Genomic DNA, 22,460 nt, shown 5'->3' with positions numbered 1-22,460 from the left:
AGCGTCCAAGATCAAGCAGCCAGAGACGATCGACGTGGCCCACGCGCAGCACCCAACTCCCGTCACCGCCCGGGCCTCCGGCCCGCTCTCCGGCCGTGTCCGGGTTCCCGGCGACAAGTCGATCTCGCATCGCGCGATGATCTTCGGCTTGCTCGCCATCGGCGAGACCAAGGTCACCGGACTGCTCGAAGGCGAGGACGTGCTGCGCACAGCCGACGCGGCCCGGGCGCTGGGCGCCATCGTGCATCATGACGGCCCCGGCGCCTGGCGCGTACAGGGCGTCGGCGTCGGCGGGTTGAGGGAGCCGGCCGGCCTGCTCGATTTCGGCAATGCCGGCACCGGCTCTCGCCTGATGATGGGCGTTTGCGGCGCGCACCCGATCACCACCACCTTCGACGGCGACGCCTCGCTCAGGAAACGGCCGATGCGGCGTATCCTCGATCCGCTCGAACTGATGGGCGCCACCATCCTGTCGCAGGAAGAGGGCGGGCGCGTGCCATTGACGATCCGCGGGCCGAAGGAGGCGCTGCCGATCACCTATCGCACACCCGTCGCCTCGGCGCAGATCAAGTCGGCCGTGCTGCTCGCCGGCCTCGCCGCCCCGGGCGAGACCACGGTGATCGAGACCGAAGCGACGCGCGACCATACCGAAAAGATGCTGGCGCATTTCGGTGCCGAGGTGCGGGTGACCCCCGAGGGGGCCCATGGCCGCCGTATCGTGCTGACGGGCCAGCCCGAATTGCAGGCGGCGCCGATCGTGGTGCCCGCCGACCCGTCCTCCGCCGCCTTCCCGCTGGTCGCAGCGCTGATCGTGCCGGGCTCCGACATCCTGATCGAGAGCGTCATGACCAATCCGCTCCGCAGCGGGCTGCTGACCACGCTGCGCGAGATGGGGGCCGACATCACGGTCGAGAGCGAAGCCAATGAGGGCGGCGAGACGGTAGCGACGCTGCGCGTCCGCTCCGGCGCCCTCACGGGCGTCGAGGTGCCGCCGGAGCGCGCGCCATCGATGATCGACGAGTATCCGGTCCTCGCGGTCGCCGCGTCCTTTGCCAGCGGCACGACCCGGATGCGGGGGCTTCAGGAGCTGCGCGTCAAGGAATCGGACCGGCTCGCCGCTGTCGAGGCCGGGCTGAAGGCCGCGGGCGTGACCTGCCGGATCGAAGGCGACGACCTCGTCGTCGAGGGCGGAAACGGCAAGGTCACGGGGGGCGGCACGGCCGCAACCCATCTCGATCACCGCATCGCCATGAGCTTCCTCGTCATGGGGCTGGCGACGCAGAAACCGATGCAGGTCGATGACGGTGCGATGATCGCGACCAGTTTCCCGACCTTCATCAGCCTGATGAACGGGCTGGGCGCTGAGATCGCATGAGCCCTGCCGCGATGCGCAAGCGCCTGGTCATCGCCGTGGATGGTCCTGCCGCCTCGGGCAAGGGTACGCTGGCGCGGCGGCTCGCGGCCCATTACGGCCTGCCCTATCTCGATACCGGCCTGCTCTATCGCATGGTGGCCCGCGCGATGCGGGACGTGGGCAAGGATATCCACGATGACGAGGCCGCTGCAGCGATCGTCTCGACGTTCGATGAAAAGGCCTTCGCCGAGGACAGCCTGCGTGGCCGCGAGATCGGCGAGGCCGCATCGGTCGTTGCGGCGATGCCGGCGGTCCGCAAGGGGCTGATCGACCGTCAGCGCCGCTTCGCCGGGCAGCCGGGCGGGGCCGTTCTCGACGGGCGCGATATCGGCACGGTGATCTGCCCCGAGGCTCCGGCCAAGCTCTTCGTCACCGCGACGCCGGAGGTGCGGGCGGCCCGGCGCCACAAGGAATTGGCCGGACGCGGCGAGCTTGCCTCCTTCGAGGGCATTCTGGCCGATATCAGGCGTCGCGATGCCCGCGATTCCGGCCGCAGCGATGCCCCGCTGAAGGCAGCTGAGGACGCGGATATCCTCGACACCTCGGCGCTCACGGTCGAGGAGGCGGTCGCGGCCGCGATCGCCATCGTGGATGCCCGCCGCGCGGGCTGAGCCTGCCGATAAATCATTCTTGGCGAGAGCCGAAACGAGGTGCACACTTCCGCCGCGCCCTGATGGCGGAGGTGGCGATGCGGCATGGGCTGTTCGGTCTCTTGAGTCTTGCGGCGGCCGGCTTCTGGACGGGCACGGCGCCGAATGCGCAGCCGGCGGCCGCCCCGCCCGACGAGGTCGATCTCGCCCTCGTGCTGGCGGTCGACATTTCCTACTCGATGGATCTCGACGAGCTCGCGCTGCAGCGCGGCGGCTATATCGAGGCCTTTCGCTCGAAACAGCTGCACGACGCCATCGCCAAAGGCGCGCTCGGCAAGATCGCCGTGACCTATTTCGAATGGGCCGGCGGCAATTTCCAGCATATCGTCAAGCCCTGGACGGTCATCGACACGCCACAATCGGCCATCGCCTTTGCCGAGGAGCTGGGCGAGGCTCAGACACGGCGCGGCCGGCGGACGTCGATTTCGGGCGCGATCGATCTCGGCATGCAGTTGCTCGATCAGGCCAATGTCACAGCGATGCGCCGCGTGATCGACATCTCGGGCGACGGCGCCAACAATGACGGGCGCCCCGTTACCGCGGCGCGCGACGATGCCCGCGACAAGGGCATCAGCATCAACGGCCTGCCGGTGATGCTGAAGCAGGCGAGCTATTTCGATATCGACAATCTCGACGTCTATTACGAAGACTGTGTCGTCACCGGCGTCGGCGCCTTCGTGATCCCGATCCGCGAACGTCACCAGTTCGTCGATGCGACCCGGACCAAGCTTGTGCGCGAGATTGCCGAGGCCCCGGCTGCCGAGGCCACCATCCAGAAGGCGCAGGCGAAGGAGCCGCGCGTGTCCTGCCTCTCGGGTGAGAGACAGTGGCGCGACCGGATGGGGAATTGAGGCGGCCTCAGGTGCCGCGGGGCTTCGCTCGCGTCGTCGGCAGCGCTGCGGCTGGATCGTCCGGCCAGAGATGGCGGGGATAGCGGCCCTTCATGTCGGCCTTCACCGCGGCCCAGGAGCCGCGCCAGAAACCCGGCAGGTCGCGGGTGACCTGGATCGGCCGATGCGCCGGCGACAGCAACTCCAGGACGAGCGGCACGCGGCCGGCCGCGAGCGAGGGGTGCTGGGCAAGCCCGTAAAGCTCCTGCACGCGCACCGAGATCGTCGGCCCTGCCTCGGCCGCATAGTCCACTGCGAGACGGGAGCCGGTCGGTGCAGCGAAATGCGTCGGCGCCTCGGCATCGAGCCGGCGTTTCAGATCCCAGGGCAGCAGGCTGGCCAGTGCCGCGTCGAGGTCGGCCGGCGCAATCGCAGCGAGCGAGGTTCGCCCCTCGATATGGGGCGCAAGCCAGAGTTCCGGCTCGGCTGCGAGCCCGGCATCGGACAGGTCGGGCCAGGGATTTTCGCTTTCTGTGCCGACTCCGGCCTGACGCAGGAAGGCGGTCCGCTCCCGCAATTGCTGCTGTGCCTTCGTCCATGGCAGCAACCCGACGCCCAGCGTCGCCACACCAATCGCCAGGATCGCAGCGTTCTCCGACGTTGCCTCGACTGCAAGCGGGCGTTCCGACAGGCTGATGGCGCCATAGCGCTTGACCGCACGCGCACGCAGGGCGCGGGCATTGCGGTCGAAGATCGTTTCCGTCCGCTCCTCCAGGCCGAAGGACGCCAGGCCTTCGGCGGCCTGACGCAGGACTTCGTCTTCACCGATTGCGGCACCCCCAAGGATTCGGGCCTGTTGCGCTATGCCCGTCATGTCGGCCACGACGATCCAGGGCTCGCGGGCGAGGCGCTGCGCCGGCTCAAGCGCCGCACCGCGGCCATTGGCCAGGAGATACTGGCCCGAGCCCGCTGCGCGTAGCCTGGCGATTCGATCGGGATAGGCGAGCGCGAGCAGGAAGCCGATGGATCCCGTCGCGTCGCACCCGGGCGGGCTCGCCTTCTCCGCCAACCGGGCCCAGCCCTCCGCGAGGCGGCGCATATCGGCGGCACGACCACCGCGCTCCCGCCCGAAGCGCTCGGCCCGCTCGGCGAGATCCGTCGCATCCCCGCCGAGCCCCCGCTCGACCAGCAGCGCCGCCAGTTCCGCCGCCGCCCTGGCCTGACCGAAGCGCGCGGCAACGACGACCATGCGCGCGAGGCGCGGCGGCAGCGGCAATGCCTGCAAGGCCCGGCCATCGGCGGTGATGCGGCCGTCATCGGCGAGTGCGCCAAGATTGAGCAGCAGCGCCCGCGCCTCCTTCAGGGCAGGCGCCGGCGGCTGGTCGAGAAAGGCGAGCGATGTCGGATCGGCGACGCCCCAGGCGGCGCAATCAAGCAGCAGCGGCGCGAGATCCGCAGAGAGGATTTCAGGCCGGGCGAAGGCTTCCAGGGCGCCAGTACCAGCCTCCTCCCAGAGGCGGTAGCACACGCCCGGTTCGGTGCGGCCGGCGCGGCCGCGGCGCTGGTCGGCCGCAGCGCGGCTGACCCGGCGGGTCTCGAGCCGGGTCACGCCGATATCGGGCTCGTAGACGGGGACGCGCGCGCGGCCCGAATCGACCACCACGCGCACCCCCTCGATGGTGAGCGAGGTCTCGGCGATCGAGGTCGCCAGCACGATCTTGCGACGTCCGGCCGGTGCCGGCAGCACGGCGCGATCCTGCTCGGCCTGATCGAGCGCGCCATAGAGCGGCGCGATCTCGACCGCGGGATCGCGCAGCCGTTCGCGCAGCCGCTCCTCGACCCGCCTGATCTCACCCTGTCCCGGCAGGAAGACGAGGAGCGAGCCCGGTTGCTCGTTCAGGGCCTGCTGCACGGCCTCGGTGACCTGGTCCTCGATCCGCTTCAGCGGATCCCGGCCGCGATAGCGTGTCTCGACAGGATAGGCCCGGCCCTGCGATTCGATGACCGGCGCGGCGCCGAGCAGCTTTGCGACCCGCGCTCCGTCCAGCGTGGCCGACATCACYAGGATGCGCAGGTCCTCGCGCAGTCCGCCTTGCGCGTCGAGCGCGAGGGCGAGGCCGAAATCGGCATCGAGCGAGCGTTCGTGGAATTCGTCAAAGAGCACGGCGGCGATGCCGTCGAGTGCCGGGTCGTCGAGGATCATCCGGGCGAAGACCCCCTCGGTGACGACCTCGATCCGCGTCTTCGGCCCGATCTTCGATCCGAGCCGGACACGCAGGCCAACCGTGTCGCCAACGCGCTCCCCCAGCGTCTGCGCCATGCGGCCGGCAGCACCGCGAGCCGCGAGCCGGCGCGGTTCGAGGATGATCAGCTTGCCGCCAGCCGCCCAGGGCTCGTCGAGGAGGGCGAGCGGGACACGCGTGGTCTTGCCGGCGCCGGGAGGAGCGACCAGCACCGCATTCGGGCCGGCACGGAGCGCCGCGGCGAGATCGCCCAGGACGGCATCGATCGGAAGCGGGGTATCGAAATCGCGCATGGCGCGATGTGACGCAGCCGGCGCGCGGACGCAAGCGATGGCGGGCTCAGGCTGCCCGCCGAAGCCCGACCTCGAAGGGGCTGACCGTGATCGCGCCTGATTTTACAGACACCATCGAATTGCATCCGAGCGCCTGCCAGCAGTCGCGCGCGGCATCGACCGGCTCGGACGCGACGACGATGCTGTCGCTGCGGTTGCAGATATAGAGCGTCGGCGGCCGCGTATCGGAAGACCAGCGCACGGCGTGGATCGTCTCGCCATCGGCGAGCGCGGCGGCGCAGCGCAAGGGCTCGCGAATGCCGGCCGCCTGCATCAGGGCCAGCGCCTCCCCCAAGGTCCAGGCCAACGCCTCGCCGGGCGAATAGCCGTCCGCCATGCGGGCGAGCGCCAGCAGGAAGATCGCCTCCGAATCCGTCGTGCCGACACGGGCGGCATAGAGCGAATCGGGAATCAGGCTCTCGAGCTTGCGGCGGATCAGGGCGTAGCCGCCGATCTGGCCGTTATGCATGAAGAGATGCCGGCCATGGACGAAGGGATGGCAATTGGCCCGCGTCGTCGCCGTACCGGTCGCAGCGCGCACATGGGCGAAGAAGAGATGCGAGCGCACCTGACGGGCGATCGAGAGCAGGTTCTCGTCGGACCAGGCCGGACGGACCTCGCGATACTGCCCGGGCTCCGGCTTCTCGCCATACCAGCCGACGCCAAACCCGTCGCCATTCGTGCCGGTCTTGCTCTCCTCGGCATGGAGCGACTGGTGAATCAGCGAATGGCAGGGCGAGGCGACGAAATCCTCAAGAAAGACCGGAACGCCAGAATAGGCGAGGAAACGGCACATGGTCGGTCCCGAATCAGGCTGCGGGCGGGACGCCGCATTGAGGAGATTATTCCACGAGAATGAACCGTGACATAACAAATCTTCCCCGCACCCTACTCGCTGCAGGAGAAATCCAGCTTCGCTTCCTTGCGGCTCCGACCGACCTTCACCTCGATCTCAAGCGGAGAGCAGGTGGCGCTGTCGAGCAGGAAGGCCTTGTGGATGCGCCCCTCTTCGCCGAAGAGGAACCCGCCATAGACGCGCCTGAGCAGGATCCTCTCGCCGGTCTTCGCCTTCTGCCTGACGGTGAGCGAGGCGAGGTCGCGCGCGATCTTGTCCGAGGATTTGGTGTTCTTCGCGCCGGTGAAGGAAAGCGTCACCAGCAGCGCATCGGCCGGCTCGCCGGCTTCGCCCTCGCCGATCACTGCATTGTGGAGCGCCTTCTTCGTCCCGACCAGATTCTCCGAGAGCCTGCCGGTGCGCTCGAGGAAGAGCTGGGCCTTGATCTCCTCGACCGCGACCTGGGCGAAGGCCGAAGCTGAAGACGCCGCCAGAAGGCCCAGGCCGAACAGTGCGGAGAAAGCCGGTTGCATCGTCGAGGCCCCATCTGAATCACGCCCTATCGGCAGGATTGCGCAGCTATGCCATTTCGCCGTGAGGTTGCTAGCCCTCCGATCAGGCTTTACGCGACAACACAACCGGGCGATGACGGAAACCGCTCGATATCGGGATTGGGGGAGCGGGTCCTTGAAGTCAGTGATTTCGCTTGCGGGTGCAGCCTTGGCGCTGTGCCTGGTTCCCAGCCTCGCGTTCGCGGCGGGCGATATCGGCGGGGCGACGCTCGGTGCGGCCTGGGCTCTTCCCTTTGCCGGCATGCTGCTCTCGATCGCCCTCGGACCGATCCTGTTTCCGCATGTCTGGGAGCTCAATTACGGCAAGTTCGCAGCCTTCTGGGCAGCGCTCGTGCTGGTGCCTCTGGTCCTCTTCCGTGGCTTCGATCCGGCGCTCGGATCACTGCTTCACACCGCGCTGCTCGAATATATCCCCTTCATCATCCTGCTCTTCGCGCTCTTCACCATTGCCGGCGGCATCCTGATCACCGGGAATCTGCGCGGTACGCCAGCGACCAATACGGCTCTGCTGGCGATCGGGACCGCGATGGCGAGCGTGGTCGGCACGACGGGCGCCTCGATCATCATGATCCGGCCGCTGCTACGCGCCAATGACGACCGCCGCCACAACGTCCATGTCGTCGTGTTCTTCATCTTCCTGGTCTCGAATATCGGCGGCTCCCTGACACCGCTCGGAGATCCGCCACTCTTTCTCGGCTTCCTGCGCGGCGTCAGCTTCTTCTGGACGACCCAGCACCTCCTGCCGGAAACCAGCTTTGCGGTCGCTGTGCTGCTGGCACTGTTCTTCGCGCTCGACAGCTATTTCTTCAGCAAGGAAAAGGGGGCTCCAGCCCTCAAGGATCCGACGCCGGACCGTGCCATCAGGCTCTTCGGCAAGGTCAATATCGCCCTGCTCGGCGGCGTCATCCTCGCCATCCTGATGTCGGCGAACTGGAAGCCCGGCACTGTCTTCGACATCCATGGCGTTCATGTCGAGCTGCAGAATCTGGTGCGCGACGCGATCCTGCTCGGCCTCGCGGGTCTCTCGCTGGTACTGACGCCGAAGCCCGTGCGGGCCGGCAATGAATTCAGCTGGGGGCCCATCAAGGAGGTCGCCAAGCTCTTTGCCGGCATCTTCGTCTGCATCATCCCGGTGCTGGCGATGCTGCAGGCCGGCAAGGACGGGGCGTTCGCACCGCTCGTCGCGCTGGTGACGCATGCGGACGGAACGCCGAACAACGTCGCCTATTTCTGGCTGACCGGCATCCTCTCGTCCTTCCTCGACAATGCCCCGACCTATCTGGTCTTCTTCGAGCTTGCCGGCGGCGACGCGAAAGCCCTGATGACAACCGGCGCGCTGACGCTGACCGCAATCTCGGCCGGCGCGGTCTTCATGGGCGCCAACAGCTATATCGGCAACGCGCCGAACTTCATGGTCTACGCCATCGCCAAGGATCGGAAGGTCAATATGCCGAGCTTCTTCGGCTACATGCTGTGGTCAGGCGCGATCCTGATCCCGCTCTTCCTGCTGCAGACGGTGATCTTCTTCAGGTAGCTGCAGGCCTGTGCGGCAGCTCGGCCCCGTGCCGGGCGCCCGCCATCCCCGGTTCACGGACGGACGAGGTCGGGGGCGCTCCGGGCGCGTCCACCCCATGGCTTGCGAGGCGCTAGGGCCGGCCCGTCGGCACGCCTTCGCGAATCCTCTGCGAAAACGCGGGATCGTCGAGGGACAGTGTGCGTGCCCGCTCACTGATGCGCCCGCGTCGAATCAACTCGTCGAGCGGCATGTCGGAGCGGATCGCACCGATGCGGGCGAGGTAGCCCGGCAGGTAGCCGGAGAGCAGCACGCGCGGATCGAGCGGCAGCGAGAAGGTCCAGCCGGGGGCAACCGAACCGACGAGATGGTAGACCACCGTCGTGCAATTGGTCGTCAGCGTGTTGTACCAGCGCGGCTTCTTCGCCAGCCGGTTGATGTCGGCGGCATAGGCGAGCAGCACGTCGCGGGCCTGGGTCGGGGTCGCGGCGAGCCGGAACAGCCTGACATCCTCGCCACGCGCATGGGTGCGCAGGCCAACGATGTCGCGCTCGTCGGCGGCGACATAGGCCATCTCATAGGTCCGGAAGAAGCCGGCCAGCGACGACCATTCCTCGCCCTTCTCGCGCCGAACCTCGATCGAGAAGGTCAGCGGCGGGGAATCTGAGAAGGTGAAGCTGACGAGCAGATGCGCAATCGCTTCGCCGGACCAGTAGGACAGGAAGAGATCGGCGCCCTCGATCTTCGACAGGTCGAAGCTGCGCGTTTCCCAGTGCTGATCGTAGTCGGTTTCGGTGCGCCAGCGGAAATGACGCAAATTGCTGACGGTGATGCGGTCGCCCTCGCGCGCGATCTCCGGCAGGCGCGCAAGCTCGGGGATCCAGTCGCGATCATGGGATGGCAGCATGCTGTTCCACCAGCCGAGCAGGCCGAGGAACACGACCGCGAAGCCCAGCGGCAATCGCAGGGCGCCGGTCCAGATCCCGATCAGCCCGGCCAGCGCGGCGAAGCCGAAGCCGATGGCGCCCATGATGGCCAGCGCGCCGTTGAGGCGGAACAGCAGGAGGCCGACGCCCCAAAGACCCGCCCCGACGATGACGAGGGTGGTGAGAAGCTTCAGCAGAATCAAAAAGAGGCGGCTCATCGCCGCCTCTCGTAACACATCAATCCGATTCGGGCGTCACGCCGCGAGCGAACTGGTCGGCGCTGCCGCCTTCACGGCATCATCGACATGGCTCTCGAAACGCTTGAAGTTCTCGCGGAACATGCCGACGAGCGTCTTGGCGGTTTCGGCGAACTCGGCCTTATCCTGCCAGGTCTTGACGGGATAGAGGATGTGCGGCTCGACGCCGGGCACCGAGGTCGGCACCGCGAAGCCGAAATAAGGATCGCGGCGGAAATCGGCGCGGTTGAGCGAGCCGTCCAGCGCCGCCGACAGCAGGCGGCGGGTGACGCGGATCGGCATGCGCCGGCCGGTACCGTACTTGCCGCCGGTCCAGCCGGTGTTCACCAGCCAGCAATCGACATGGTGCTTGGCGATGAAGTCGCGCAGCAGATTGGCGTATTCCGACGGGTGACGCGGCAGGAAGGGCGAGCCGAAGCAGGTCGAGAACTCCGGCTCGACGCCGACAAGGCCGCGCTCCGTGCCGGCGACCTTGGCGGTGTAGCCGGAGAGGAAATGGTACATCGCCTCGGCCGGGGTCAGCTTGGCGATCGGCGGCATCACGCCGAACGCGTCGGCCGTCAGCATCACGATGTTCTTGGGCGTGCCGGCCCGGCCGGTGCGCGACGCATTCGGGATGAAATCGAGCGGATAGGCCGAGCGGGTGTTCTCGGTCTTGCTCTGGTCGTCGAAATCCACAACGCGGCTGATCGGGTCGAGCACGACATTTTCGAGCACGGTGCCGAAACGCTGCGAAGCAGCATAGATCTGCGGCTCGGCCTCGGCCGAGAGCTTGATCGTCTTGGCGTAGCAGCCACCCTCGAAATTGAAGATGCCGTCCTTCGACCAGCCATGCTCGTCATCGCCGATGAGCGTGCGGTCAGGGTCTGCCGACAGCGTGGTCTTGCCGGTGCCGGAGAGCCCGAAGAAGATCGCCGGGTCTTCATTGCGGCCGACATTCGCCGAGCAATGCATCGGCACGACACCCTTGGTGGGCAGGATGTAGTTCAGATATGTGAAGACCGATTTCTTCATCTCGCCGGCATAGGCGGAGCCGCCGATCAGCACGATCTTGCGGGTGAAATCGATGGCAACGACGGTCTCGCTGCGGCAGCCATGGCGCTTGGGATCGGCCTTGAAGCTGGGGAGATCGACAATCGTCATCTCCGGCACATAGGTCGGAATCTCTTCCGGAGCCGGGCGGATGAGCAGGTTGCGGATGAAGAGCGAGTGCCAGGCGAACTCCGTGAAGACGCGAGCCTTGACACGATGCACCGGGTCGGCGCCGCCATAGAGATCCTGGGCAAAGAGTTCCTTGCCTTCGGCGTGGCCGATGAAATCAGCGAGCAAGGTCTCGAACTGCGCCGGCGTGATCGCGCCGTTGTTCTCCCACCAGACGGTTCCTTCCGTCAGCGCATCCTTGACGACGAACTTGTCCTTCGGAGACCGGCCGGTATGGCTGCCGGTATCGGCGCAGAGCGCACCGCCATGGGCGATCTCGGACTCGCCGCGCCGCAGCGACTCCTCGTAAAGGCGCGCCGCTTCGAAGTTCCAGCGCACCGCCTTGAGCTTGCGGAAGCCGAATGTGTCGGCGCCGCAGGCGGTGTTGAAGTGACCGATGGTCTCCACAGGCATTCTCCCAAACGGCGCCCTTCGACGCCTTGTTTCGACATGGCGGACTGTGCTTCCGCCACCGTGGGCGAGATCAAGTGCGGCGCTCTTTAAGCGCATGGCGGCGCCGGCTCAAGTCACCGACGAAACTTGAGCAGGCACAAGCTTCCCTAAATCGATTGAATAATCCGAGCCCTCCAGCACAGCGTCATCAGGCCGCAGCTCGGGCCTTCTGGGCCAGCGCCACCAGCGCGGCACGCAACGCCCCCGGGCTGGTGACACGCTCGGGAAAGACAAGGCGCGCCGCAGCATCGCCGCAGACAAGATCAAGCCCTTCGGGGTCGAGTCCCGTCGCCCGCCAGCGCCCCTCCGCCTCACCCAGCAGCCGCGTCGCATACAGCGCGAGCGCGTCCGCATGGTCCTCGTTCATATGTGCGACGGCGCCGTCCTCGGCCTCGATCAGCGCATCGCACCCCGTCAGGTCGAGCAGGACGTCACCTGTCGCGATCTCGGCTGCGCGGGCAAACCCGCCATTGGGATGGAGCCCGGAGACCTCGAGCCGGAAGAGCGAAAAATCGGGGAAATCAATGTAGAGCTTCGACTTGGGGTGACGCGCCAGGAACCGGCGCCGCGCCCGCGGATCGTCGGTGCRCAGGGCACGCCCGGCCACGCTGACGCGCTTCGAGTTGGCCATGGGGTCGCCCTTCCCCAACGCAAAGCACAGGATCGAGCAGCGCGGATCGGCATCGAGATTGCGCGTATGCAATGCGAGCTTCGAGAGCAGAAGAAGCGGCGTTCCATCGACATCGGTCGCGACATTCACGAGAGTCGACAACGGAAATCCGCTTGCCGGGTCAAGGGTCGCCAGCGGCGCCGTGCGAGCAATGCGCAGCAGCTCGCGCGCCATCGCGACCGCATMGAAGGAATCCGGCGCCGTGCCCCCGAGTTCGACGCCGCGCGGCGTGATCGCCTGTCCCTGAACCTCAGACATCGCACGCTCCTCACCCTCAAAAATCGGCCTTGGTGAGCCGCACCAGCCGAAGCCGCCGACAGCCGCTCCGGACCCTTTCGGCATAACAACGCGTTAGGCTGTAGCGAAACCGTCACGGCACCGCTAGATTGCAGCCACGGTTTGGCCGCTCTCTCGCGAGAGTGGACCCGTCATTGCAACGCGGCCCAGAGACGTAAAGCCCATGCCAACCATTGCGCTGGTCGATGACGACCGCAACATCCTGACCTCGGTCTCCATCGCCCTCGAGGCCGAAGGATACCGGATCATGACCTATACGGACGGGGCATCGGCGCTTGATGGGCTGAAGCAGAACCCGCCGGATCTGGCGATCTTCGATATCAAGATGCCACGCATGGACGGGATGGAGCTGCTTCGGCGGCTCAGGCAGAAATCCGACCTGCCGGTGATCTTCCTGACGTCGAAGGACGAGGAGATCGACGAGCTCTTTGGCCTGAAGATGGGCGCAGATGACTTCATCCGGAAGCCGTTCTCGCAGCGACTGCTGGTCGAGCGCGTCAAGGCGATCCTGCGCCGCGCAGGCGCCAAGGATGTCAGCGCGCCAGCGCGGCCGGAAGACGCCAAGGCCCTGGAGCGCGGCCAGTTGCGCATGGACCCGGAGCGTCATACCTGCACCTGGAAGGGCGAGCCGGTCACGCTGACTGTCACCGAATTCCTGATCCTGCAGTCGCTGGCACAGCGTCCCGGCGTGGTGAAAAGCCGCAACGCCCTGATGGACGCCGCCTATGACGACGAGGTCTATGTCGACGACCGCACCATCGACAGCCATATCAAGCGGCTGCGCAAGAAGTTCAATCAGGTCGATGCCGAGTTCGACATGATCGAGACGCTGTACGGTGTCGGTTACCGCTTCAAGGAGATGTGAGAATCGCGATCGATGCCTTGACCTGCTCCGAGGGACACTTAACGGCCTTCGTGGAATTGGAACGCATCACGCATGGCGACGATTGAACAGGACAGACCCCGCGCCGAAGGCCGCCGCAGCCGTCCGGCGCTGCGGCGGCGCGTAGCGCTTGCGGGACGGCATGCCTGGCGCGCCATCTCGTCGCGCGCGGCCTCCAGCCTGACGCGTCGCATCGTCGTCCTCAATCTCGCCGGGCTCGTGGCACTGCTGCTCGGCTTTCTCTACCTCAATCAGTTCCGCGAAGGATTGATCGAGTCCCGGGTGCAAAGCCTGCTGACGCAGGGCGAGATCATTGCCGCCTCGATCGCGGCCTCCGCGACGGTCGAGACCGACACGATCACCATCGACGCCGATAAGTTGCTGCAGCTGCAAGCAGGTGAGAGCGCCGGCATTGCCGACGATCCGCTCGATTTCTCGATCAATCCCGAGAAAGTGGCGCCGCTGCTCAGGCGCCTGGTGACGCCGACCAAGACCCGTGCCCGCGTCTATGACAAGGACGGGATGCTGACGCTCGATTCGCGCAATCTCTATTCGCGCGGCGACGTGCTCCGCCTCGACTTGCCGCGCCTCGGCGAGCAGGACGAGGCGCCCTTGCTCGAGCGCACATGGAACATGCTGCGCAGCCGGCTCGGGCGTGCCGACGTGCCGGCCTATGACGATTTCGCCAATGCCAATGGCAAGTCCTATCCGGAGGTGGCACGCGCCTTGAGCGGCGTTCCAGCCAGTGTCGTGCGCGTCAATACGCGCGGGCAGACCATCGTCTCCGTCGCCGTGCCGGTCCAGCRCTTCCGGACCGTACGCGGAGCGCTTCTGCTCTCGACCCAAGGCGGCGACATCGACGGCATCATCGCCGGAGAACGCTACGCCATCATCCAGGTCTTTGCCGTTGCTGCGGGCGTGATGATCGTGCTGTCAGTGCTGCTGGCCGGCACGATCGCCGAGCCGATCCGCAAGCTCGCCGACGCTGCGCAGCGCGTGCGCAAGGGCGTGAAGTCGCGCGAGGAAATTCCCGATTTCACCAATCGCCACGACGAGATCGGACACCTGTCAGGCTCGCTGCGCGACATGACAAAGGCGCTCTACAACCGCATCGAGGCGATCGAGAGCTTCGCCGCCGATGTCGCCCATGAGCTCAAGAACCCGCTCACCTCACTGCGCAGTGCCGTGGAAACGCTGCCGCGCGTGAAGAACGACGATTCCCGCGGCCGGCTGCTCGCCGTGATCCAGCATGATGTCCGGCGCCTCGACCGCCTGATCTCGGATATTTCGGATGCGTCGCGGCTCGACGCGGAGCTGGCACGCAACGATGCCGCCCCCGTCGACATGGCCCAGGTCCTGGAAGCCGTGGTCAGCTTGCAGAACCAGACGCGTCGGGATGGCCAGCCCGGCATCGAGCTTTCGGTCGAGCGGCGCGGGCAGCGCCCTGGCGGACGTCAGGACTTCCTGGTGATGGGCCATGATTCCCGGCTCGGCCAGGTCATGGTCAATCTCATCGACAACGCCCGTTCCTTCTCGCAGCCCGGCAAGCCCGTGCGCGTCATACTGTCGCGCGTCGGACCCGATGTGCTGATCAGCGTCGAGGATGACGGGCCGGGCATCCCGCCCCACGCCATCGAGCGCATCTTCGAGCGCTTCTATACCGACCGACCGGACGAGGGCTTCGGGCAGAATTCCGGGCTCGGCCTTTCGATCTCACGCCAGATCGTCGAAGCCCATCGCGGCAGCATTCGGGCCGAGAACCGGCTCGACCGCTCGACCGGAGCGGAAGACCCGCCACGGCTCGGTGCCCGCTTCGTCGTACGGCTGCCTGCCGTTCAGCACATCGCCTGAGTTGCCGCCATGGACAATGCCAACACGGCCGCAACCGGCGAACGCGTGCATGCCAGCACGATTGCGATTGGAGAGGCCGGAATCATCATCCGCGGCCCATCCGGCGCCGGAAAATCGGTTCTGGCGCTGGCCCTCATCGCGCTCGCCAGGCAGGACGGCCTGTTTGCGCGCCTGGTCGCCGACGACCGGACCGAACTGAATGCGACTGGCGGCAGGTTGGTCGGCTACCCCGTCTCCCCGCTGGAGGGACTGATCGAGCGACGCGGTCTCGGCCTCACGCCCGAGCCCTACTTGCCCGGCGTCGTGATCCGGCTGATTGTCGATTGCAGCGGGGAGGAGCCGGAACGCATGCCTGAGCCGGAAGCGCTGGTGGAACGCCTGGCAGGTATCGACCTGCCGCGGCTGACCGTGAAGGGTCGGGCCGGTGACGAGCGGCTTGTCCTCACCGCCCTGCGCCTGTTCATGGGAGATGCGTGAGCCTTGTTTTCGACAAGATTCAATCCAGCTGTCTTGCCTAACCCGCGCGCCTGCCGCATAAACCGCGACCTTGTCCGGGCGCCTGCAAGCGCTCTCCGGTGCGATAGTGAATGATCGGACTCGTCCTTGTGACGCATGGGCATCTGGCGACCGAGTTCCGCTCAGCGCTCGAACATGTCGTCGGCCCCCAGCAAAACCTCGCCACCATCGCCATCGCCCCCGATGACGACATGGAGGCCCGTCGACGCGACATCATCGCGGCGGTCGAAGCCGTCGAGAACGGCAAGGGCGTGATCGTTCTCACCGACATGTTCGGTGGCACGCCCTCGAATCTGGCCATCTCGGTGATGGAACCCGGGCGGATCGACGTCGTGGCCGGGATCAACCTGCCGATGTTGATCAAGCTCGCCAGCGTGCGCGAGGAGAAGACCCTCGACGAGGCCGTAACCAGCGCGCAGGATGCCGGCCGAAAATACATCACCGTAGCCAGCCGGGTTCTGGCGGGAAAATAGGATGAGCGGCCAGGTGAGCAGCAGCGAAGACGATTGTGATTGCCCGGAGACGGCGATCCCGAACGGCGCGCTTTATTGCGAACTGCCGATCGTCAACAAGAAGGGGCTGCACGCCCGCGCCACGGCGAAATTCGTGCAGTGCGCCTCGAATTTCGACGCCGACATTACCGTGACCCGCTGCGGCGAGACCGTCGGCGCGACCTCGATCATGGGTATCCTGACGCTCGGCGCCGGCATCGGCTCGACCATCACCGTCGTCGCCAAGGGCCGTGACGCCCAGGAGGCGCTGAAGGCGCTCGAAGCGCTGGTCGCCGACAAGTTCGGCGAAGGCGAATAGACTGAGGCGCCGACCGCGCGCCCTTCCAGGTCGCCTGAGGTCGGATTTTGCTGCGCTCGGCCTGAGATGCGCTGGTGGCAAAACCGTCCCCTCCCTTCCCGGACTGCTGACTTCTGATGGCAGGCACGCGACAATGCCCAATGCGGGCATCTGACGGGCGAGGCTCGCGCATGTCGCGCCGCGCTCATTCCCGGCGCATATAAAGACATCTTTATATCTTTGATTGCCTTCTGACGCCGTCGCTGCTAGAGAGCCGCGCGTCATTCAAGATCAAGCCATTGGAGCAGCCCCGTGTCGAAGCACGATTACGTCGTCAAGGACATCAGCCTCGCGGATTACGGCCGCAAGGAAATCAACATGGCCCAGGACGAGATGCCGGGCCTGATGGCGATCCGCGCCGAGCATAAGGGCAAGGCCCCGCTCAAGGGCGCCCGCATCGCCGGCTGCCTGCACATGACCATTCAGACCGCCGTGCTGATCGAGACGCTGAAGGAACTCGGCGCCGACGTGCGCTGGTCGTCCTGCAACATCTTCTCGACCCAGGACCATGCCGCCGCCGCGATCGCCGCGACCGGCACGCCGGTCTTCGCCATCAAGGGCGAGACGCTGGAGGAGTATTGGGAATACGTCCTGCGCACCGCGACATGGGGTGACGGCGGCACGCCGAACATGATCCTCGACGATGGCGGCGACCTGACCATGCTGATCATCCTCGGTGCCGAGGCCGAGGCCGGCAAGGCCGAATTCCTGGACAAGCCGGGCAACGAGGAAGAGACGATCTTCTTCAAGCTGATCAAGCGGGAGCTCAAGGCCAATCCAGGCTGGTTCACCAAGACCCGCGCCGCGATCAAGGGCGTCTCGGAAGAGACCACCACCGGCGTGCACCGCCTCTACGAGCTGGCCAAGGCCGGCCGCATGCCCTTCCCGGCGATCAACGTCAACGACTCCGTCACCAAGTCGAAGTTCGACAACCTCTATGGCTGCCGTGAATCGCTGGTCGACGCCATCCGCCGCGGCACCGACGTGATGATGTCGGGCAAGGTCGCGGTCGTCGCCGGCTATGGCGACGTCGGCAAGGGCTCGGCCGCTTCGCTGCGCCAGGCCGGCTGCCGCGTGCTCGTCACCGAGATCGACCCGATCTGCGCTCTGCAGGCGGCGATGGAAGGCTACGAGGTCGTGACCATGGAAGATGCTGCGCCCCGCGCCGACATCTTCGTGACCGCCACCGGCAATCTCGACGTCATCACCGTCGAGCACATGCGCGCCATGAAGCACCGCGCCATTGTCTGCAATATCGGCCATTTCGACTCGGAGATTCAGGTCGCGGGCCTGAAGAACTTCAAGTGGGACAACGTCAAGCCGCAGGTCGACGAGGTCGAGTTCCCCGACGGCAAGCGCATCATCCTGCTTTCGGAAGGTCGCCTGGTGAATCTCGGCAACGCCACCGGCCACCCGTCCTTCGTGATGTCCTGCTCGTTCTCGAACCAGACGCTGGCCCAGATCGAGCTCTGGAACCACCACGCCAAGTACGAGAACAAGGTCTACACGCTGCCGAAGCATCTCGACGAGAAGGTCGCGGCGCTCCACCTCGCCAAGGTCGGCGCCAAGCTGACTGTGCTCAACGATGCGCAGGCGAAGTATCTGGGCCTGGCCCCGACCGGCCCGTTCAAGCCCGAGCTCTACCGCTACTGACACGCCAACAGGCGTAAAGTTGAAGAAGCCCGGCGTTCGCGCCGGGCTTTTTTGTATCTGACTGACCTCTCATTATTGCAAGAAGACACCACTAATAGACGGCGCCCTACAGCCAGGATCAATTTGTTGATTTCTTGGCCTGGGGCGGCACTCGGTCGCGATTTTCCACGCATTTACCTGCCATTAAGCACTTCCTGCCGGACTCCACCGGTGATTAGAGTGGAGCTGATTCGGGCCCGCTGCGTTCGCGCGAGGTCGAGCAAGCTCAAACGGGTTGGTGTGGTGGTGTGCGTGCGTCCGGTTCGGGCTGCGGCGCCTCGATCGGCTTTCCACCTTGGCCGTTCAACGCCAGGGTCGGGTTCAGACTAAGTGACGGAAGCAGAATGAGACGAGCGGGGCGAAAGAGACGGAACGGAGATGCGGGGCGCCACAGCGCACTGCTCCCAGGCCTCGCCGTCGGCAGCATTCCGCTTCCGGCGCTCGCACAAACCGAGATCATGGCTCCGCTCCCGGCAGGCGCGCTTGGTGCCGGCAGCCTTTCGATCGTCCTGGCCGGGCTTGTGGTCTTCGCGGCAACAACCTCGATCATCTATGTGCGCGAGCGGGGACGCTGGCAGCGCCGCGAAGGAGAGCTCGCGAGCGAACTGGAAGCGGCCCGCAGCCACCAGGAACGCCTGGGTGCGCTGCTCGCATCCGATGCCCAGGTCGTGGTGAGCTGGAACGGAAAGAACGCCGAGCCGATCTTCGAGGGCGACAGCGGCTTTCTCGGCGCGCCCGGCGCTGCGCTGGCCCTTGCCTATGGCAGCTGGGCCCCTCCCGCCGATGCCAAGCGCCTGGAACTCGCCACCGACGCATTGAAGGAGCGCGGCGAAGCCTTCGGCTTCACGCTCAGGAGTCGCTCCGGCCCGTTCATCGATGTCGAAGGCCGCCCCGTCGCAGGGCGTGCGGTGATCCGTTTCCGCCAGGTCAGCGGCGAGCGGGCCCGGGTCATGGCGCTGCAAAGCGAACTCGAGCATGTCACCGCCGATCATGCAGCGCTCTCGACCTTGCTGGCTGGCCTGCCGCAACCGGTCTGGACCCGCAATGCCGACGGTCGCCTGAGCTGGGCCAATGCCGCCTATGCCCGCGCGGTCGAAGCTGCCGGCGGCAGCGAGGCGGTGAAGGGCGGCCTCGAGCTGCTCGACCGCAATGAACGGGAGAACGCAGCCAAGGCGCGCAGCGAAGGGCGCCCGTTCGCAACACGCGCTCCGGCCGTGGTAGCCGGCCAGCGGCATACGCTCGACATCCTGGAAATGCCGACGCCGGCCGGCTTTGCCGGCATCGCGACCGACATGAGCGAGCTTGAGGCCGTTCGCGCCGACCTGCAGCGCCAGATGGATGCGCATGTGCGCACGCTCGACCGGCTGAAGACGGCCGTTGCCGTGTTCGATGCCTCACAACGGCTGGTCTACAGCAATTCCGGGTTCGAGACGCTCTGGTCGCTCGACTCCGCCTTCCTCGAAGGCAAGCCCAGCGATAGCGAAATCCTCGACCGGCTGAGAGCCGAGCGCCGCCTGCCTGAACTCGGCGACTACCGCAGCTGGAAGGCTGCGGTGCAGGCCACCTATACAAGCCCGCGTGCCAGCGAGGACTGGTGGTATCTGCCGGATGGGCGGACGATCCATGTCGTCTCGAGCCCCAACCCGCAAGGCGGGGTCACTTATCTCTTCGATGACGTGACCGAACGCTTCACGCTCGAATCCCGGTTCAATGCGCTGTCACGCACGCAACGGGAAACGCTCGACTCGCTGCGCGAGGGCGTCGCGGTGTTCGGTTCGGACGGCCGGCTCAAGCTCTCCAACCCCGCCTTCGCCCAGGCCTGGAAGATCCATGGCGACCTGGCCGGAGCCACGCCGCATATCGACGAGGTGGTCCGGCTCTGCCGGCCGCTCTATCCGCATGACGATGTCTGGACGGAGTTGCAAAGCGTCATCACCGGCGTGCGCGATGCGCGTGAGGATTATGGCTGCCGGATGGAGCGTCGTGACGGCACCGTGCTCGATTGCGCCGCCGCGCCGTTGCCGGACGGAGCGACGCTGATCACCTTCGCCGACGTCACCGCAAGCGTGAATGTCGAACGTGCCCTGACCGAAAAGAACGAAGCCCTGGAGAAGGTCTCGCGGCTGCGCGAGGATTTCGTCCACCACGTCTCCTACGAGCTGCGCTCGCCGCTGACCAACATCATCGGCTTCGCGCAATTGCTCGGCGCCGAGACGATCGGTGCGCTCAACGAGAAACAACGCGACTATACCGGCCATATCGTGCGCTCGTCCGGTGCACTGCTCGCGATCATCAATGACATTCTCGACCTCGCCTCGATCGACAACGGCGCTTTGGCGCTCGAATTCCAGGAAGTCGATGTCGCCGAGACCATTGCCCAGGCGACGGCCGGCCTGCACGACCGCCTGATCGACAGCAAGCTGACCCTCAAGGTCGATATCGCGCCCCAGACCGGCCCCTTGAGGGCAGATGGCCGCAGGTTGCGGCAGGTGCTGTTCAACCTGATCTCGAACGCGATCGGCTTCTCCGCTCCCGGCCAGACCATCGGGGTCACGGCCGGGCGCATCGGCGGCGATGTCCGCATCACCGTCGCCGACGAAGGCCGCGGCATCCCGGCCGAGGTCAAGGACAAGGTGTTCGACCGCTTCGAGAGCCATTCTCTCGGCTCCAAGCATCGCGGCGTCGGACTTGGCCTCTCCATCGTGCGTTCGATCGTGGAGCTGCATGGTGGCCATGTAGAGCTCGATTCTGCGCCAGGGCAGGGCACGCGGGTCACCGCGGTGTTTCCCTCGGAAGGCATGCCGCTCTCGGATGCCGCTGAATGACAGAGGATACCGTGAAGACAGGCGGGCATCGGCTGACGCTGGCCGGTGAAGCCGCCACGGTGCGGCTCGGCCGCGATCTCGCCGCGATCCTCAAGCCCGGCGATATCGTGGCGATCTCCGGCCATCTCGGCGCCGGCAAGTCGTTGCTGGCGCGCGCTATCCTGCGCGAGCTTGCCGACAACCCGGACCTGGAGGCTCCGAGCCCGACCTTCACCCTGGTGCAGAGCTACGACACGCTGCGCGGCAGCGTGATCCATGCCGATCTCTACCGGGTGCGGTCCCCCGACGAGCTCGATGATATCGGGCTGATCGAGGATCTCGACCGCATCATCACGCTGGTCGAGTGGCCGGACCGGGCCGGTACGCGGCTGCCTGCCGGTCGGCGGCTCGACATCGTGCTCGACGTCGACCCAAAGGCGCCCGAGACCGGGCGGATCGCCAGTCTCGCCGGCGGTGTGCTCTGGCGCTCGCGCCTTGCCATCGCGATCGCAGCGCGGCGACTGATCGACTCTGCCGGATGGGGTGAGGCCAAGCGCGACTTCATGCTCGGCGACGCCTCGACCCGCGCCTATGAGCGGCTGACCCGTCCGGATGGACAAACCGCCATCCTGATGATTTCGCCGCCGCGCGCGGACGGCCCCGCGATCCGCCTCGGCAAGCCTTACAGCGCCATCGCGCACCTGGCGGAATCGGTCGATGCCTTCGTCGGCATGGATCGCGGCCTGCGCTCGCTGACCTATTCGGCCCCCGACATCTTTGCCCAGGACCTCGAGACCGGCCTCCTGCTGATCGAGGACCTCGGTGACGAAGGCGTGCTCGACGAGAACGGACCGATTCCCGAACGCTATGAGGCCGCCGCACGCCTGCTGGCCGACATGCATCGCCACACCTTGCCGGCGATCCTGCCGGTCGCCGACGGACGCGACTACATCGTGCCGGACTATGATCGGGGTGCGCTCTCGATCGAGACCGAACTCGTGCTCGAATGGTACGCCCCGCATATTGCCGGTGTGACCTTGCCGGCGGTGACTCATGCCGAATTCAGCCGCATCTGGAGCAAGCTGTTCGACGAAATCCTCGCCGCACCATCGACCTGGACGCTCCGCGACTTCCACTCCCCCAACCTGATCTGGCTGCCGAAGCGTGAAGGACACGCCAAGCTCGGTCTGATCGATTTCCAGGACGCCGTGCTCGGCCACCCCGCCTATGATCTGGTCTCGCTGGGACAGGACGCGCGCGTTGACGTGCCGGCGGCGCTGGAACTCAAGCTGCTTGCCTCCTATGGCTCGGCGCGGCGGGCGGCGGACGAGAGCTTCGATCTCGCCGGCTTCGCTCGCGCCTATGCGATCCTGGGCGCACRGCGCAACACCAAGATTGCCGGGATCTTCRCACGCCTCGACAAGCGCGACGGCAAGCCTGCCTATCTCAAGCACCTGCCGCGAATCGAAACGTACTTGCGCCGCAACCTCGAGCACCCAGCGCTCGAAGAGCTGAAGGCCTGGTATCAGGCCCATCTGCCGAAGCTGTTCGAGACAGCCGAGAGCCCCTGAGAGGTCGTCCGCGACAAGCGCGACCGCGACGCGCTATGGATCGCGCAGGTTCATCACAATCGGGAGATTCGCGTGACTGAGACGGGTTCGCGGCCGATCCGC

At 66.3% G+C, this 22,460-nt stretch carries 18 protein-coding genes; 12 read left to right on the top strand and 6 right to left on the bottom strand.

Annotation, left to right across the window (positions count from 1 at the left end; genetic code table 11):
• The first annotated feature begins 34 nt into the window (after positions 1–34).
• The 3 genes from aroA (at position 35) to AC1DRP_RS02940 (ending at position 2,915) form a co-directional block, all read left to right on the top strand.
• The gene (aroA, locus tag AC1DRP_RS02950) at positions 35–1,375 is read left to right on the top strand and encodes a 3-phosphoshikimate 1-carboxyvinyltransferase (protein WP_441491977.1); all 1,341 of its coding nucleotides are present in this window, start codon (positions 35–37) and stop codon (positions 1,373–1,375) included.
• A 23-nt stretch (positions 1,376–1,398) separates the two neighbouring features.
• The gene (gene cmk / locus AC1DRP_RS02945; protein WP_441505121.1) at positions 1,399–2,025 is read left to right on the top strand and encodes a (d)CMP kinase; all 627 of its coding nucleotides are present in this window, start codon (positions 1,399–1,401) and stop codon (positions 2,023–2,025) included.
• A gap of 77 nt (positions 2,026–2,102) precedes the next feature.
• Entirely contained in the window at positions 2,103–2,915 is an 813-nt protein-coding gene (locus AC1DRP_RS02940; protein WP_441505059.1) for a DUF1194 domain-containing protein, read from the top strand.
• 7 nt (positions 2,916–2,922) lie between these two features.
• Here the strand turns inward: AC1DRP_RS02940 and hrpB are convergent, their stop codons facing one another.
• The 3 genes from hrpB to AC1DRP_RS02925 all read right to left on the bottom strand — a co-directional run bounded on the left by hrpB (position 2,923) and on the right by AC1DRP_RS02925 (position 6,837).
• Positions 2,923–5,430, bottom strand: coding sequence for an ATP-dependent helicase HrpB (gene hrpB / locus AC1DRP_RS02935; protein WP_476767758.1), 2,508 nt, complete (start codon positions 5,428–5,430; stop codon positions 2,923–2,925).
• A 46-nt stretch (positions 5,431–5,476) separates the two neighbouring features.
• Positions 5,477–6,265 carry a class II glutamine amidotransferase gene (locus AC1DRP_RS02930; RefSeq protein WP_441505061.1) on the bottom strand — a complete coding sequence of 263 codons (789 nt, stop codon included), beginning with the start codon at positions 6,263–6,265 and terminating at the stop codon, positions 5,477–5,479.
• A gap of 92 nt (positions 6,266–6,357) precedes the next feature.
• Complete coding sequence (locus tag AC1DRP_RS02925) at positions 6,358–6,837, bottom strand: hypothetical protein (protein ID WP_441505062.1); 480 nt, start codon at positions 6,835–6,837, stop codon at positions 6,358–6,360.
• A 112-nt stretch (positions 6,838–6,949) separates the two neighbouring features.
• On the opposite strand from AC1DRP_RS02925, the gene AC1DRP_RS02920 reads away from it, so the two are divergent.
• Positions 6,950–8,410, top strand: coding sequence for a sodium:proton antiporter (locus tag AC1DRP_RS02920; RefSeq protein WP_476767757.1), 1,461 nt, complete (start codon positions 6,950–6,952; stop codon positions 8,408–8,410).
• 112 nt (positions 8,411–8,522) lie between these two features.
• Here AC1DRP_RS02920 and AC1DRP_RS02915 read toward each other — a convergent pair whose 3' ends face one another.
• From AC1DRP_RS02915 to AC1DRP_RS02905, 3 genes are all read right to left on the bottom strand, one after another.
• Positions 8,523–9,533, bottom strand: a complete 1,011-nt coding sequence (locus AC1DRP_RS02915; protein WP_476767756.1) for an Lnb N-terminal periplasmic domain-containing protein — start codon at positions 9,531–9,533, stop codon at positions 8,523–8,525.
• A 36-nt stretch (positions 9,534–9,569) separates the two neighbouring features.
• Complete coding sequence (locus tag AC1DRP_RS02910) at positions 9,570–11,180, bottom strand: phosphoenolpyruvate carboxykinase (protein ID WP_476767755.1); 1,611 nt, start codon at positions 11,178–11,180, stop codon at positions 9,570–9,572.
• A 193-nt stretch (positions 11,181–11,373) separates the two neighbouring features.
• A complete protein-coding gene (locus AC1DRP_RS02905) occupies positions 11,374–12,153 on the bottom strand; it encodes a HugZ family pyridoxamine 5'-phosphate oxidase (RefSeq protein ID WP_476767754.1) in 780 nt (259 codons plus the stop codon).
• 202 nt (positions 12,154–12,355) lie between these two features.
• On the opposite strand from AC1DRP_RS02905, the gene AC1DRP_RS02900 reads away from it, so the two are divergent.
• The 8 genes from AC1DRP_RS02900 to tsaE all read left to right on the top strand — a co-directional run bounded on the left by AC1DRP_RS02900 (position 12,356) and on the right by tsaE (position 22,358).
• Positions 12,356–13,057, top strand: a complete 702-nt coding sequence (locus AC1DRP_RS02900) for a response regulator transcription factor (RefSeq protein WP_113515657.1) — start codon at positions 12,356–12,358, stop codon at positions 13,055–13,057.
• 72 nt (positions 13,058–13,129) lie between these two features.
• A complete protein-coding gene (locus AC1DRP_RS02895; protein ID WP_476767753.1) occupies positions 13,130–14,926 on the top strand; it encodes a stimulus-sensing domain-containing protein in 1,797 nt (598 codons plus the stop codon).
• Positions 14,927–14,935: 9 nt separating this feature from the next.
• Positions 14,936–15,403: a hypothetical protein gene (locus AC1DRP_RS02890; protein WP_441491985.1), complete on the top strand. Its 468-nt coding sequence runs from the start codon at positions 14,936–14,938 to the stop codon at positions 15,401–15,403.
• A gap of 110 nt (positions 15,404–15,513) precedes the next feature.
• Positions 15,514–15,915: a PTS sugar transporter subunit IIA gene (locus AC1DRP_RS02885; RefSeq protein ID WP_043234821.1), complete on the top strand. Its 402-nt coding sequence runs from the start codon at positions 15,514–15,516 to the stop codon at positions 15,913–15,915.
• A 1-nt stretch (position 15,916) separates the two neighbouring features.
• Entirely contained in the window at positions 15,917–16,252 is a 336-nt protein-coding gene (locus tag AC1DRP_RS02880) for an HPr family phosphocarrier protein (protein WP_069878534.1), read from the top strand.
• 291 nt (positions 16,253–16,543) lie between these two features.
• A complete protein-coding gene (gene ahcY, locus AC1DRP_RS02875) occupies positions 16,544–17,944 on the top strand; it encodes an adenosylhomocysteinase (protein ID WP_113515661.1) in 1,401 nt (466 codons plus the stop codon).
• Positions 17,945–18,441: 497 nt separating this feature from the next.
• Complete coding sequence (locus tag AC1DRP_RS02870) at positions 18,442–20,808, top strand: sensor histidine kinase (protein WP_441505065.1); 2,367 nt, start codon at positions 18,442–18,444, stop codon at positions 20,806–20,808.
• On the top strand, positions 20,805–22,358 hold the full coding sequence (tsaE, locus tag AC1DRP_RS02865; protein WP_476767752.1) for a tRNA (adenosine(37)-N6)-threonylcarbamoyltransferase complex ATPase subunit type 1 TsaE: 1,554 nt from the start codon (positions 20,805–20,807) through the stop codon (positions 22,356–22,358). Before AC1DRP_RS02870 ends, tsaE begins: the two co-directional genes overlap by 4 nt.
• Positions 22,359–22,460 lie beyond the last annotated feature (102 nt).

Source organism: Allobosea sp. 01N443, assembly GCF_056399325.1.
This window is presented reverse-complemented; position numbering and strand designations above follow the sequence as displayed.

What these genes read in the sequence shown, in the direction of transcription:
- AC1DRP_RS02940 (WP_441505059.1), top strand. Translation starts at nt 2,103, where the DNA reads ATGCGGCATGGGCTGTTCGGTCTCTTGAGTCTTGCGGCGGCCGGCTTC.
- AC1DRP_RS02930 (WP_441505061.1), bottom strand. Translation starts at nt 6,265, where the DNA reads ATGTGCCGTTTCCTCGCCTATTCTGGCGTTCCGGTCTTTCTTGAGGAT.
- AC1DRP_RS02925 (WP_441505062.1), bottom strand. Translation starts at nt 6,837, where the DNA reads ATGCAACCGGCTTTCTCCGCACTGTTCGGCCTGGGCCTTCTGGCGGCG.
- AC1DRP_RS02920 (WP_476767757.1), top strand. Translation starts at nt 6,950, where the DNA reads ATGACGGAAACCGCTCGATATCGGGATTGGGGGAGCGGGTCCTTGAAG.
- AC1DRP_RS02915 (WP_476767756.1), bottom strand. Translation starts at nt 9,533, where the DNA reads ATGAGCCGCCTCTTTTTGATTCTGCTGAAGCTTCTCACCACCCTCGTC.
- AC1DRP_RS02900 (WP_113515657.1), top strand. Translation starts at nt 12,356, where the DNA reads ATGCCAACCATTGCGCTGGTCGATGACGACCGCAACATCCTGACCTCG.
- AC1DRP_RS02890 (WP_441491985.1), top strand. Translation starts at nt 14,936, where the DNA reads ATGGACAATGCCAACACGGCCGCAACCGGCGAACGCGTGCATGCCAGC.
- AC1DRP_RS02885 (WP_043234821.1), top strand. Translation starts at nt 15,514, where the DNA reads ATGATCGGACTCGTCCTTGTGACGCATGGGCATCTGGCGACCGAGTTC.
- AC1DRP_RS02880 (WP_069878534.1), top strand. Translation starts at nt 15,917, where the DNA reads ATGAGCGGCCAGGTGAGCAGCAGCGAAGACGATTGTGATTGCCCGGAG.
- AC1DRP_RS02870 (WP_441505065.1), top strand. Translation starts at nt 18,442, where the DNA reads ATGGCTCCGCTCCCGGCAGGCGCGCTTGGTGCCGGCAGCCTTTCGATC.